The sequence below is a fragment of the Marinobacter similis genome (genome assembly GCF_000830985.1).
GTDB lineage: Bacteria > Pseudomonadota > Gammaproteobacteria > Pseudomonadales > Oleiphilaceae > Marinobacter > Marinobacter similis.
This window is the reverse complement of the sequence record NZ_CP007151.1, coordinates 3,742,603-3,756,290: the sequence shown is the minus strand read 5'-3', so window position 1 is coordinate 3,756,290 and position 13,688 is coordinate 3,742,603. Positions and strand designations below refer to the sequence as shown.

9 protein-coding genes and 3 pseudogenes are annotated in these 13,688 nt (G+C 59.4%); 4 read left to right on the top strand and 8 right to left on the bottom strand.

The window, feature by feature from the left end; genetic code table 11:
• Positions 1–11: 11 nt before the first annotated feature.
• Positions 12–1,588 (bottom strand): annotated as a pseudogene (locus AU14_RS17365) (flavin-containing monooxygenase).
• Between the two features lie 432 nt (positions 1,589–2,020).
• Between AU14_RS17365 and AU14_RS17360 the strand changes: the two are divergent.
• The 3 genes and pseudogenes from AU14_RS17360 (at position 2,021) to pntB (ending at position 5,746) form a co-directional block, all read left to right on the top strand.
• Positions 2,021–2,653: a TetR family transcriptional regulator gene (locus AU14_RS17360; protein WP_041343005.1), complete on the top strand. Its 633-nt coding sequence runs from the start codon at positions 2,021–2,023 to the stop codon at positions 2,651–2,653.
• Positions 2,654–2,763: 110 nt separating this feature from the next.
• Positions 2,764–4,341: a Re/Si-specific NAD(P)(+) transhydrogenase subunit alpha gene (locus tag AU14_RS17355; RefSeq protein ID WP_041343002.1), complete on the top strand. Its 1,578-nt coding sequence runs from the start codon at positions 2,764–2,766 to the stop codon at positions 4,339–4,341.
• 12 nt (positions 4,342–4,353) lie between these two features.
• A pseudogene (gene pntB, locus AU14_RS17350) lies at positions 4,354–5,746 on the top strand (Re/Si-specific NAD(P)(+) transhydrogenase subunit beta).
• A gap of 51 nt (positions 5,747–5,797) precedes the next feature.
• On the opposite strand, the gene bamE reads toward pntB, so the two are convergent.
• Together bamE and AU14_RS17340 are read right to left on the bottom strand one after the other, a co-directional pair.
• Entirely contained in the window at positions 5,798–6,106 is a 309-nt protein-coding gene (bamE, locus tag AU14_RS17345; RefSeq protein WP_041342999.1) for an outer membrane protein assembly factor BamE domain-containing protein, read from the bottom strand.
• Positions 6,107–6,266: 160 nt separating this feature from the next.
• Positions 6,267–7,379: an NADH:flavin oxidoreductase gene (locus AU14_RS17340; protein WP_041342996.1), complete on the bottom strand. Its 1,113-nt coding sequence runs from the start codon at positions 7,377–7,379 to the stop codon at positions 6,267–6,269.
• 138 nt (positions 7,380–7,517) lie between these two features.
• Here AU14_RS17340 and AU14_RS17335 point away from each other — a divergent pair, with 138 nt between their 5' ends.
• Positions 7,518–7,988 (top strand): winged helix-turn-helix transcriptional regulator, encoded by a 471-nt coding sequence (locus AU14_RS17335; protein WP_041342993.1) that lies wholly within the window; start codon positions 7,518–7,520, stop codon positions 7,986–7,988.
• Between the two features lie 64 nt (positions 7,989–8,052).
• Here AU14_RS17335 and AU14_RS17330 read toward each other — a convergent pair whose 3' ends face one another.
• The 5 genes and pseudogenes from AU14_RS17330 to AU14_RS17310 form a co-directional block, all read right to left on the bottom strand.
• Positions 8,053–9,375, bottom strand: coding sequence for a DEAD/DEAH box helicase (locus AU14_RS17330; protein WP_041342990.1), 1,323 nt, complete (start codon positions 9,373–9,375; stop codon positions 8,053–8,055).
• A 291-nt stretch (positions 9,376–9,666) separates the two neighbouring features.
• Complete coding sequence (locus tag AU14_RS17325) at positions 9,667–10,587, bottom strand: lysophospholipid acyltransferase family protein (RefSeq protein WP_041342987.1); 921 nt, start codon at positions 10,585–10,587, stop codon at positions 9,667–9,669.
• Positions 10,588–10,699: 112 nt separating this feature from the next.
• Positions 10,700–11,155: a DUF302 domain-containing protein gene (locus AU14_RS17320; protein ID WP_041342984.1), complete on the bottom strand. Its 456-nt coding sequence runs from the start codon at positions 11,153–11,155 to the stop codon at positions 10,700–10,702.
• An 80-nt stretch (positions 11,156–11,235) separates the two neighbouring features.
• A pseudogene (locus AU14_RS17315) lies at positions 11,236–12,761 on the bottom strand (flavin-containing monooxygenase).
• A 93-nt stretch (positions 12,762–12,854) separates the two neighbouring features.
• Positions 12,855–13,571, bottom strand: a complete 717-nt coding sequence (locus AU14_RS17310) for an SGNH/GDSL hydrolase family protein (protein ID WP_041342981.1) — start codon at positions 13,569–13,571, stop codon at positions 12,855–12,857.
• Positions 13,572–13,688 lie beyond the last annotated feature (117 nt).

The following is a 13,688-nucleotide window of genomic DNA, read 5'->3' as shown; positions in this document are numbered from 1 at the left end:
CCGGCCCGGGCTCAGATTGCGGCAGCGGCGTCGCCGACTGCCACGATACCAGCCTCACAATGGTACCGCCGGGCATCGAACTGGCGGGTTTGCTGTCGGAACTGCCAGGTAAATCCGGGCCAGAGCGTGGTGTTCTTGCCATTTTCGTTGACATACCAGCTCTGACAGCCGGTGTGCCACACCGAACCACTCAGCTTGGAATGGATACGGGCGTTGTAGTGGCTCTGGGCCTGCGCCTTAACCTCTACACTCTTCCAGCCGTTATGGTCCATTTGCCGGATCGCATCCAACACATACTGGATCTGGCTCTCGATCATATACACCATGGAGCTGTGCCCAAGGCCGGTGTTGGGCCCCATCAACATGAAGAAATTGGGAAAGCCGGCGATCACACTGCCTTTGTAGGCTTCCGCGCCCTCCTGCCAGGCATCCAGCAAGTCCTGGCCATCACGCCCGAAGATCATCCCCGCAGGAATCGGATCCTGGGCCTTGAAGCCGGTACCGTATATCAGGCAATCCACTTCCCGCTCGCGGCCGGTATTATCCACAATGATGTTGCCCCGCACCTGACGGATGCCGTCGGTCAACACATTCACGTTGTCGCGAGTCAGCGCGGGGTAGTAGTTGTTGGAAATCAGCACTCGTTTGCAGCCAAAATGAAACTCTGGTGTCACCTTCTTGCGCAGCACCGGGTCGCTAATCTGGTTGCGGATGTGCCGGCGGGCCTGAAGCTCACCCAATTTCAGAATCTGGGGGTTACCCACAAACCCCAGCACCCGGCCCTCCAACAGCCAATAGATACTCTGGCGATAGGCGTTCAGTGTTTGAGGTAGGCGGCGAAATAAGGCGTTTTCCCACCACCTGGTGGCCCGGTCCGGTTTGGGCATGATCCAGGGCGGCGTGCGCTGGTAAAGATCCAGGCGGGCCGCGCGCTTGGCCACTTCCGGCACAAACTGGATGGAGGAGGCACCGGTGCCGATCACGGCTACCCGCTTGCCTCGCAGATCGTAGCCGTGGTCCCAATCCTGGGAGTGGAAGCTCTTGCCGGTGAAGGATTCAAGCCCCTTGATGTCGGGATAAGCCGGTGTGCTCAGACCACCCATGCCGGACACCACGATATCCGCCCTGAAGCTTTGGAACTCGGGCAACGCCTCGTCGCTTCGATCCAGCTTGTCACCCGGTTTCACCCCTCGCTCCTGCATGTACGCCCAGAGTTTGGGGCTGTCACAGGTTTCTACCGTCCAGCTGGCCCGCGCCTCATCGTATCGGGCGCCAGCCACATGGGTATTAAAACGAATGTGCTTCATCAGGCCGTATTTTTCTGCGCAGTGTTTCAGGTAGGCTGAATTTCGGGCTGCTGGGCAAATCGCCGGCTCCAGTTCGGGTTCTGCTCGAACGAAAACGAATACAGCGCCGACTGCACGTCGCAGGCACAGCCGGGATAGTGGTTCTCGTGCCAGGTGCCACCAATGTCGTCGCTCTGCTCCAGGATGACGAAATCGTGGTAGCCCGCTTCCTTAAGCTTGATGCCCATACCCAGGCCGGAAAAGCCGGTACCGATGATGGCGATCTTGGTGTTGTGACTCATGGCAACCTCGTCTCTCTGCGGCCCTGGTGGCCGTGGCTTTTGTTGTCGGTAGCGTCGAAATTCAACGGGTATACACATGTATACCTAGAGACGTAGACAGCTGTATACTTTGTAGGCTCCGTTTTGGCGGTGTTGGCCTGGAACGACTGATTTTTGTCCCTCTCAACCAACCTGAGAGTAGGGGCAATCGGGAGATCGTTTCCGAAACCCGCTCAAGCACGTCCCTGTGACGCTTGAGCTCCGCCATCCATGGCTACGCACAGTTTCGGAAACGATCTCCCAATTACCCCGCCAGACTTGGTGGGCAGGGTGGGCCGAGCTTCTGAAAATGCTTGGAGCCATGGATGGCGGAAAGCAAGCGTACATGGACGTACTCGCAGCGGTTTTCGGAAGCTCGGCCCACCCTGCCCTTTCGCCTAAATCGAGGACAAAATGAGCGTACTAACCGGTGGAAAACTAAAGCTAATCCAGGCCGCCCTGCGACTGATCACCCAGAGCCGCAGCCTGACGTCACTGGGCTTGCGGGAGCTGGCCCGGGAGGCGAGTTTGAATCCGAATACGTTCTATAGGCATTTCCAGAATCTGGATGAGTTCGGGTTACAGGTACTCAGCTATATTGCCGAAGACATGAAGTCGGGAGTACGGGAGTTACGGCGCACCGCGGAGACCTCGGAGCAAGCGGTTCACGATACCGTGACGTTTGTGTACCACTACTTTCTTGCCAACCCGGCGGCCACAACCGTTGCCGTGCGCGAGCTGCATGGTCCGTCACCGCTGTTACGCCGGGCATTGGAAAACCAGCTGGATGCCAGCGCTCGGGAGATGGGCGAGGACATCATCGACCGGCAACTGGTTAGCGGTGTTGAACCTCACACCATTCACGAAATCTCCACCATGACCATTCGCTATATCTTGTTTCGGGCCATGGATTACATCGACCAGCCGGCACAGCGGGAGCGTATCCAGCTGGAAACGGAGCGATTTATCAACCGTCAGTTCCGGGGTGCCATAATCGAGCACCTGACCCGAGCCGAGCTGGACACCTTGGCCGGCGATAAAAAATAAATCTCTGCACTCTATACTCTGCCCTCGTCTAATTAAGCAGGTTCTCCAGCTTGAACTAGTCTGTATATCAGACACTTGCTTCATCGGTTCAACCGGAGGACGCACGCGCTATGAAACTGGGCATTCCCAAAGAGATTTTTACTGACGAACGGCGGGTCGCGGTTACGCCGCCCTCGGCACATAAGCTGATCGACCTGGGCTATGAGGTCATCGTGGAAGCGGGAGCCGGTGAGGCGGCCCACTACCGGGATGAAGCCTACGAGGCGGTGGGCGCCAGCATCGCCGTCGATACCAAATCCCTGTGGCAGGAATCTGACTTCATCCTGAAGGTGCGGGCGCCCATGGAGAACCCGGCCCTGGGTGCTCATGAGGTAGACCTCATGCGGGAGGGCAGTTTTCTGGTCAGCTACCTTTGGCCAGCCCAGAATCCTGAGCTTCTGGAAAAGCTGGCAGCCCGTAACATCACCGCCTTCGCCATCGACAGCCTGCCCCGGATCAGCCGGGCCCAGAAGATGGATGCACTCAGCGCCATGGCCAACATTGCCGGCTATCGCGCAGTCATCGAGGCCGCCAACAATTTCGGCCGGTTCTTTACCGGACAGGTGACAGCCGCTGGTAAGGTGCCGCCCGCCAAGGTCATGGTGATTGGTGCCGGTGTCGCCGGCCTCGCCGCCGTAGGCGCCGCCAACAGCATGGGTGCCATCGTTCGGGCCTTCGATACCCGGCTGGAGGTAAAGGAACAGATCGAAAGTATGGGCGCCGAGTTCCTGCAGCTGGACTTTGGCGAGGAAGAAGGCAGCGGCGCGGGCGGTTACGCCAAACAGATGAGCGACGAGTTCATCAAGGCCGAGATGGCGCTATTCGCGGAACAGGCCAAAGAGGTGGACATCATCATCACCACCGCCCTGATTCCAGGCAAGCCGGCACCCCGGCTGATTACCGCCGACATGGTCAAATCCATGAAACCGGGCAGTGTCATTGTCGACCTGGCTTCCGAGCGCGGCGGCAATTGTGAGCTGACCGAACCGGGCCAGATTGTGGAAAAACACGGTGTTACCCTGATTGGTTACACCGACCTGCCCAGCCGGATGGCCAAGGTTGCCAGTGATCTGTACGCCACTAACCTGTTCCACCTGCTGACCGAACTGACGCCGGAAAAAGACGGCACGCCGCAGGTGGACATGGACGACGATGTCATCCGCGGCCTCACCGTAGTCCATGGCAACGACGTTACCTGGCCGCCACCACAACCCCAAGCGCCCGTCAGCCCGCAACCGGCCCCTGGCACCGAGGAACCCTCGGCGGCGGAGAAGGAGGCAGCCCGCAAGGACTCGGCCCGGCGCAGCCTGATTGGCAAGAGCGCGCTACTGCTGGTGACTGTAGCCGCTTTGTACGGCGTCGGCGCCCACGCTCCGGAGAGTTTCCTGAGCCACTTCACGGTGTTCGTGCTGGCCTGCTTCATCGGCTGGCAGGTGATCTGGAACGTCACGCCCTCACTGCATACCCCCCTGATGAGCGTCACCAACGCGATCAGCGGCATCATTGTGATCGGGGCCATCTTGCACCTGGCCCAGGCCGAGAATATCGCGGTGGGCATCATGGCGTTCGTCGCGGTGCTGATCGCCAGCATCAACGTGGGTGGTGGCTTTCGGGTTACCCATCGCATGCTCAAAATGTTCCGGAAATAGGAGACGCACCCCATGGGCACAGGACTCGTCAGCGTGGCCTACGTGGTCGCCAGCGTGTTGTTCATCCTCAGCCTCGGTGGTCTGAGCCATCAGGAATCGGCCCGGCGCGGCAACCTATACGGGGTCGCCGGTATCATCATTGCGCTGATCGCCACCATGGCCAGTGTCAGTGAGGGCAGTCTCATCACCATTGTTATCGCGGTGTTGCTTGGTGCCAGTGTTGGCATTGCCATCGCCAACAAGGTGGAAATGACCCAGATGCCACAGCTGGTGGCGTTGCTACACAGCTTCGTCGGTCTGGCGGCGGTGTTTGTCGGTTTCGCCGGTTATATCGAACCGCTCAAGGTAACCGTCGGCACCGAACACACCATTAAACTGGTCGAGGTGTTCGTCGGCGTCTTCATCGGGGCCATTACCTTCACCGGCTCTCTGGTCGCCTGCGGCAAGCTCGATGGCCGCATCGACAGCAAGGCCCTGACCCTGCCCGGCCGGCACGCCATGAACCTGGTCGCCGTGATCGTCTCGGTGTTCCTGGGTGCCTGGTTCCTGGGCACCGACAGCCTGGCCCTGGGGCTGGTCGCCTGGTGCTGATGACCCTCATCGCCTCGGTACTGGGTATTCATCTGATCATGGCCATTGGCGGCGCCGATATGCCGGTCGTGGTGTCCATGCTCAACAGCTACTCCGGCTGGGCCGCGGCTCCATCGGCTTCATGCTCGGTAACGACCTGCTGATCGTGACCGGGGCCCTGGTCGGCAGCAGCGGTGCGATCCTCAGCTACATCATGTGCAAGGCCATGAACCGCTCGTTCATCAGCGTGATTCTGGGCGGCTTCGGCCAGACCAGCAGCAGCTCAGCGGCCGCCGATCCGGACCAGGCGGTGCATGAAACAACGATCGATGAGGTTTGTGAGGAGCTGCGCAACGCCGACTCGGTAATCATCGTGCCCGGTTACGGCATGGCTGTGGCCCAGGCTCAGAGTGGGGTCAGTGACATGACCAAACTGCTGCGCGAGCGCGGCGTGAACGTGCGGTTTGGCATTCATCCGGTAGCCGGTCGCCTGCCCGGCCACATGAACGTGCTGTTGGCCGAGGCCCACGTGCCCTACGACATCGTGTTGGAGATGGACGAAATCAACGACGATTTCCCGGACACCGATGTAGTACTGGTGATCGGCGCCAACGACACGGTGAACCCGGCAGCGGCGGAAGATCCAGGCAGCCCGATTGCCGGTATGCCTGTACTGGAGGTGTGGAAAGCGCACCGGGTGGTGGTGCTGAAGCGGGGCATGGCCACCGGTTACTCCGGCGTGGAAAATCCGCTGTTCTTCAAGGACAACACCAACATGCTGTTTGGCGACGCCAAGGAGAGTATCGACAAGCTGGTCAGTAGTTTGCGCGGCTAGCGAGCAGGAATCCGGGTGCCTGGACGGGCCGGGCACCCTTTCACCGCGGAATTACTCGGTGGTGTTATACACATACGAAGACACGGTGCCATCGGCATTGAACCGCACCACCAGGTCGGTGGTTTCCGCGTCGCCAAAGGCCGACCAGCGATATTTACCGTAAGTCCAGGTGCGCTTGCCATCTTCAACGCCGGTGCGCCAGGGCTCACCAAATAATTCCTGAATGTCGGACCGGGTGGTCTCACCGACAGTGATGTCTTCTACATTGTGAGTCGCGAAATCCCGGCCTACCGTGGCGCAACCGGCCAGGGTCAGCACCGCCACCAGGGCAGTGATCTTCAATACAGCTGAACTGAACATCCTCAAATCCCCTTAATTAATGCTTCCGGTGATACTTCTGATGATGAGTACGTTCACATCATAGAAGATCTATCACTGAGCGCGATTACGAATCGGACAGGTTGGTATCAGGCGGACACAAAAAAGCCCCGGACAACCGGGGCTCTTCGGATCTGAACGCTTAGTACAGCTTGGTCAGGGACTTCTTGGCGAAGGCCTCTACTTCACCAATCCGACCTTCCCGAACTTTCACCAGCCATTCCGGATCCTGCAGCAGGGCACGGCCAACGGCGATCAGCTCGAACTCCTTGTTGTTCATGCGCTCAACCAGTTCATCAATACCGGACTGCTCGACCGCTTCCTTCTTGCTGGCAAAGGTGCCGCTGATGAAGTCCTCGGTCAGGCCAACACTGCCCACGGACATGGTCGGCTTGCCAGTCAGCTTCTGGGTCCAGCCGGCCAAGTTCAGATCAGAACCCTCGAATTCAGGCTCCCAGAACCGACGGGTGGAGGCGTGGAAGATATCCACACCGGCTTCAACCAGCGGCTGCAGGAAGGCATCCAGTTCTTCCGGGCTGTTCACCAGGCGGGCCTCGTAATCCTGCTGCTTCCACTGGGAGAAGCGCAGCATGATCGGGTATTCCGGTCCAACCCGGTGACGCACCGCTTCAACAATCTCGACCACAAAGCGCAGGCGGTTTTCCATGCTGCCGCCGTATTCGTCATCACGCTGGTTGGTGCCTTCCCACAGGAACTGGTCCAGCAGGTAGCCGTGGGCACCGTGGATCTCAACGCCGTCAAAACCCAGCGCCTTGGCATCCTGGGCGGCATCGGCAAAGGCGGTGATAACGTCGTCGATGTCATCCTTGGTCATGGCCTTGCCATTGGGCTTGCCCGGGGCAAAAAGTCCGGACGGGCTATATCCCGGTACCGATGGATCCGGCTCAATGCCTTCCTTGCGCACGGCACCCACGTGCCACAGCTGTGGGAAGATCGCACCGCCAGCCTCGTGCACGGCATCAACAACATCTTTCCAGCCTTGCAGGGCAGCATCGCCGTGGAACGCCGGCACGTTCGGATAGCCATTGGCACCAGAATGATTAACGGTGGTGCCTTCAGTAATCAGCAGACCAACGCCGTTTTCCGCACGACGACGGTAATAGCTGACGACGTCCTCGTTCGGGACATTACCCGGCGAGAAATTACGGGTCATGGGCGCCATCGCCACACGGTTACGCAGCTTCAGGTTATGAAGCTCAAACGGTTGGAACAGCGGACCAAGATTCATGGACATCGGATAACACTCCTCGCACTTTGGCGTACGTGAACGAGGCCTCGACAACATCGGTCGCGACCTCATCAATTTGGTTTCGTAAAGCAACCCTATTCAATTTGGTTTTAACATGCAACCCTATTCGGTACACTCCCTGACATGGCTAGAAAACGTTTTGATGATTCCAATTGCTCCGTCGCCCGCGCCCTTAATGAGGTGGGGGACTGGTGGTCGCTGCTGATTGTGCTGCACGCCATGTACGGCACCCGGCGCTTTGTCGATTTTCAGCAGGAGCTAGGCATTGCCAAGAACATTCTCTGTGATCGCCTGGCCCGGCTGGTGGACAACCAGGTGTTGAGCAAGGTCGACGTGGGTGAGCACGGATCGCGGTTCGAGTACCGCCTGACAGAGAAAGGCCGGGACTTGTTACCGGTGGTGGTAGCGTTACGCCAATGGGGAGATAAGTGGAATCCTGCACCTGATGAAGTGCCTTTGGATCTTCGAGACCGGGCTACCGGCCAACCGATTCCGCCGGTGGAGGTGCAAAATGCGGAAGGTAAGCCATTGTCCTTACGGGATGTGTTTGTGCCGGAAGCCTCACGGCCCGGGCACAAGAAAAACACCGCCTGACCGCAGGCACCATCCTGGTGCCTGCTTATTGATCAGACTGCTAATCAGCTTGCCAGAGAGCTATCTAGGCGTCCTGACGTGCTCCGCGGCTGCGCTGACCGCCACCACCGTTCTGACTGCGACCACCGCTACGACCACCCGGCTTGGCGCCGAAACTGCGCGGTTTGCCACCTGGCTTGCCGTTACCGCCACCATTGCCATTGCGGCCACGCGCCTTGCTCGGGTCGGCTTTGGCCTTCGGCTTCAGCGGCAGATTGTTGGTCGGCTCGAAGCCATCCACCTGCTTGCGTGGCAACTGCTTCTTGATCAGTTTTTCGATACCCGCCAACATCTTGCCTTCGTCGGCACTGACCAGCGACAACGCATGACCACTCTCGCCGGCACGGCCGGTGCGGCCAATCCGGTGCACGTAATCTTCCGGCACGTTCGGCAGCTCAAAGTTCACTACCTGCGGTAGCTGTTTGATGTCCAGGCCACGGGCGGCGATATCAGTCGCCACCAGAACCCGGATGTCACCCTGCTTGAACTCAGCCAGTGCGCGGGTGCGGGCACCCTGGGATTTGTTGCCATGGATCGCCGCGGCGGTGATGCCATCGCGCTCCAGCTTCTGGGTCAGGCGGTTCGCGCCGTGCTTGGTGCGGGTAAAGACCAGCACTTGCTCCCACGCATTGTCCCGCACCAGCTTGCTCAGCAAGGCAGTCTTCTGGCTCTGATCGACGGGATAAACTGACTGTTTGATGCTCTCCGCCGCGGTGTTACGAGCCGCCACTTCTACCTGAACGGGATTGTCCAGCAGGCCTTGAGCCAGGGTACGAATCTCGTTGGAGAAGGTCGCGGAGAACAACAGGTTCTGACGCTTGGCCGGTAAAAGCGCAAGGATCTTGCGGATGTCGCGGATGAAGCCCATGTCGAGCATGCGGTCGGCTTCGTCCAGAACCAGAATCTCGACTTCGTCGAAACGCACGGCGTTCTGCTGGTAAAGGTCCATCAGGCGACCTGGAGTGGCCACCAGAACGTCCAGACCCTTACGCAGCTTCATCATCTGGGGATTGATTTTCACGCCACCGAAGACCACCGCGGCCTTGGTCGGAATGTACTTGCTGTAAAGATTTACGCTGTCGTGCACCTGCGCCGCCAGCTCCCGGGTCGGGGCCAGGATCAGTGCGCGCGGGCCCTTGCCGGTGCGGGGCTTTTCAGCCAACCGCTGCAGCAATGGCAGGGTAAAGCCGGCGGTTTTGCCGGTTCCGGTCTGGGCAGCAGCCATCACGTCCTTGCCGGACAGTACGGCTGGAATGGCCTGGGCCTGAATCGGGGAAGGAGTATCGTAGCCCTGATCGGACGTGGCACGGACCAGCTGCTCGGACAGACCGAGTGAAGAAAAACTCATATTGGATCAACTCTTGATTGTTCTGCCTCCACGAACACCGTTGTCGGCGAATGCGGGCAGATACCATGCACAGGCATGGAGAAAAAGACGACTACGGTCACGCGCCGTTAACGGGGTGACGTCCTCTGACAGGTCGTATGGATAGTTCGCATGGCGGCGTTACGCCGGATATTGCGGAATCCCTAGAGGCAGGATGCGGGCACATTAACAGAGGCCATGGCAATTAGCATAGGTGTTTGCAGCAGGGGCCCGCGCTATGGCGGACGCCTGCAGAGGCTGGTTCTGACGCATTCAGTAGATGCTGGCTGCGCCCTCTGGGCGGGTCTTGAAGCGCTTGTGCAGCCACAGGTACTGGTCTGGCTGCTCACGGATGGTGGCTTCGATGAAGCGATTCCAGGTTTCTGCATCCTGTTGTGGATCTTCGCCAAAGCCTTGCTGGATGGGCGAAAACGCTACCCGGTAATGGCCGTCGGGCATCCGCAGGTGACTGACACAGATAACCGCCGCGCCAGATTCCCGGGCGATGTAGCTAGGCGAGGTGATGCAGCCGGCATCGACCCCGAAAAACGGCGCAAACAACTCGGATTTCTTGCCAAAATCCTGGTCGCAGGCGAACCAGACCTGACCGCCCTCTTTCAGATACGAGAGCATCGGTCTCAGCTTGCGCTTGGTAAACGGCCGGATATTGAAATGGCGGCGACGCCCCCGTTCAATCATCCGATCAATGACCGGGTTGTTATTGGGACGATACATGTAGCCGGGCTTGTCCAGGTGACAGGCAATCAGGGGCAAGGCAAAGTCGAAAATGCTGTAGTGGCCACCGATCAGTAACACACCCTGCCCGCGCGCCTTGGCTTCTTCCAGATGCTCGATACCGGATACCGACGCTGACGCGCAGTAAGGCGTCATATCACGCCACCAGGCATGGGTACTTTCCAGAAAGCCACGCGCCGACGCCACAAAGGTGTCTTCCAATAACTCAGCCCGGGCGTCTTTACTCAGCTCCGGCATGCAGGCCGCCAGGTTGGCATCGACCACCCTGGCCCTTGATTTCAGTTTGCCCGCCAGCAACCGCCCCAACCAGCTGCCAAAGCGCTGCTTGGCTGCCATCGGCAGAAACGACAGCAACCAGAGCACAAACACCAGAGACCAGGAGCCCCAAAACGACGGGTGCCAGAGGGGGCGATTTGCTTTCTTGCCGCGAGAAGCCATACAACAGATACCGTTACCAAAAAACAAGAAAGGCAGCCTGACACACCTGTAGCACCTTTAATATATGTTTTAGGTAACTGTTTCTGGCATAGGAACTGGCGAACTACCGGGGTCAGCGGGTCGCAGCCTCGGCGAAATTGGCCAGCGCCTTGCTGATCTTGTTCAGCACCTTGTCGCAACCTTCCAGGCCATGACGGACCTTCAGGTAGGCCGGGTCATTGTAGCCAAGCCAGACCTGACCACCTTCATCCTCCCAGACCAATGCTTTCTGCGGCAGATCTGCCGCCACACTCTGGCTGCAGTGCATCAACGGGGTGCCGACTTTCGGGTTGCCAAAGATGACCAGTTCGGTGGGGCGCAGCTGCTTGCCTACTGATTCGGCTCCGGCGGCATGATCGATGCGGTTGAACACCGTCATCCCCTTTTCGCCCAGCACCGACTCCAGTTTATCCGTGGTCGCGGCCACGCTGTGGTTACTCTTGACCACAATGAGTCCGTCTGCAGCCTGCACCAGGCTGGTAAAGCAGAGCGTCAGCAGGGCCACGGCAAGCATTCTTAACTTATTCATTACCAGTATCCTTATCAGTCGAGTGCAGCGCCCATACTAGACCAGAATCCGGGATGACGGCGATCAGCCACCGGCTGATATCAGGACCCGAACAATCCGGAGCGCAGGGGCCGCAGGAAACCGCGAGACCTTCCCGCCCTGGCGGGGGTGCGGACGCCGTCGAATTCCAGGTAGCCGTCCTCGATCGGGTCAAAACGCAGGATTTTCACGTCTTCGAGATAATTCTGGGACGCCTTCCAGGGCCATGGGTGCCCTGGCGAGGCAATCGGTCCGCGGCCCGCCGGACGTAGCCGGCGTCGAGGGAACCCAGCACCGTGGCATCGCTCCGGCTGTCCTCGGTATCCCGGGCCACCACCGTCTGATACCCGCGCTGGTCCATCAGATTCATCAGCCGGCACAGATACTCGGCGGCAATGTCTACTTTCAGAGTCCAGGAACTATTGGTGTAACCGAAAATCATTCCGGCGTTGGGTAGGCCTTCCACCATCACGTTCTTGTAGATGACCTTGTCCTTTAACACCACATCCTGACCATCGACACGGGGCCGAATGCCTCCGAGCATCTGGATATCCAGTCCGGTCGCCGGAACGATGATGTCCGCTGACAGGGTTTTACCCGACTTCAGACGGATGCCATCAGCGGTAAAGCGCTCTATGTGGTCGGTGGCCATGGACGCCCTGCCCGCCTTCAGGGCGGTGAACAGATCGCCATCCTTGACCACACAGAGGCGCTGATCCCAGGGATCGTAGTCCGGGGTGAAATGACGCATGTCGGCGTTGTCACCGAGCCGACGCCGGATGATGCGCAGGAACAACCGGCGCATCAGCTTGGGACTTTTGCGCGAGCGCACGTACAGAAAGCGGGAAATGGCTATGTTGCGGGCCCGGATCAGCTTGTAGGCCAGTGTCTCCGGCAGTAATCGCTGAACGAGAAGAGCGAGTTTGTCGGTCGACGGCAGCGGCATCAGGTAGCTTGGCGAACGCTGCAGCATGGTGACGTGAGCCGCCCGTTCCGCCAATGTGGGCACCAGGGTGACGGCGGTGGCGCCACTGCCGATCACCACAATGTTCTTGCCGGCGTAGTCCAGTTCTTCGGGCCAATGTTGCGGATGCACTATCTGGCCCTGAAAGTCGCTCTCGCCCGGAAAATCCGGCTGGTAACCGTGGTCATAGTTGTAATAGCCGGTGCAACCGACCAGAAATCCGGCGGTGTAGGTGTCGGTTTCGCCCGTTGCTTCGTTATCGACGGTCAGGGTCCAGCACTTGTTTACACTCGACCAGTCCGCGGTTTTGACCGCCTGGCCATAGCGGATGTGACGCTCAACATCGAACGCCTGTGCGGTCTCGCGCAGGTAGTTCTTGATCGATGCACCATCAGCCAGCACCTTGCCGCCAACCCAGGGTCGGAAGTTGTAGCCAAAGGTGAACATGTCGGAATCGGACCGAATGCCGGGGTAACGGAACAGGTCCCAGGTGCCGCCCAGCGACTGGCGCCGCTCCAGAATGGCAAAGGATTTGCCCGGGCATTGCTGACCGAGGTGACAGGCCATGCCAATGCCGGATACCCCGGCGCCAACGATCAGAACATCGAAATGGTGTGTACTCATGACCGGTCTCTCGATTCCATTTTGTTATTGTGATGACAGGTATGGAACCAAGATAACCCACGCAGTCAGCCCGGGGAATGCGCGAAACTGGTCTTACCGGGCCGATGTGGGTGCCAGTTCACAAATAACTCCAGCCGCGTGCTCAGCCCAGACGCCGTAGGCGTCCCGGCCTGGATGAAAGCCATCAGCGGCCATCGCAGCCGGCTCCAGAGGATAGGTCACGGACAAGAAGTAGGCACCGGCGGTATCGCCACAGTAGGCTTCCAGCAAAGCATTCAACTGCCGGGCCCGCAGCCCCAGATACCAGCGCAACGGCTGCGGCAAGGCGGGAAACCAATGCATGGGCGGAATCGCGGTGAACAGAATGTGACGGGCGCCGAATCGCTGACCAAGTTGTGCCGACAGCTCAGCCAGATGCGTGAGCCATTGACGGTCGCCGGTGCGCCCGGTGACGTCGTTGACCCCGACCGACACCAATACCACATCAAAGCGGTCGTCCGGCACCTGAGCCAACGCCGTCAGCACGTCACCGGAGGTACGTCCGGTTTCCGCTTCTAGCGCCCAGTGCAGCCGGAACTGTTGGCCGAGCTGCGCGGCCAGACGCCCTGACAAGGCTTCGTCCTGGTGCTCCACCCCTACACCGGCCGCCGCGGAATCGCCCAGAATCAGTAACTTAAGATCCGGCCCAGTGCCAGTGAGCCCGCGGCGCTCGCCTTCGGGTTCCGGCAGCCGTGGCGTTACCCGGCGCACATACCGGCCCTGACCAATCAGCAGCGGGCCAAGGGTGAGCGTGGATAGCGGATACAGCACGGGCAGGTGCTCAGTCTTGGCGGCCGATGGGGCCGTCGTTGAACAGGACGTCGCGTGGGTACTTGTCCATGGTTGGATACTCTTCCGGGAGCGATGGACTATCAACCATAGCCCATC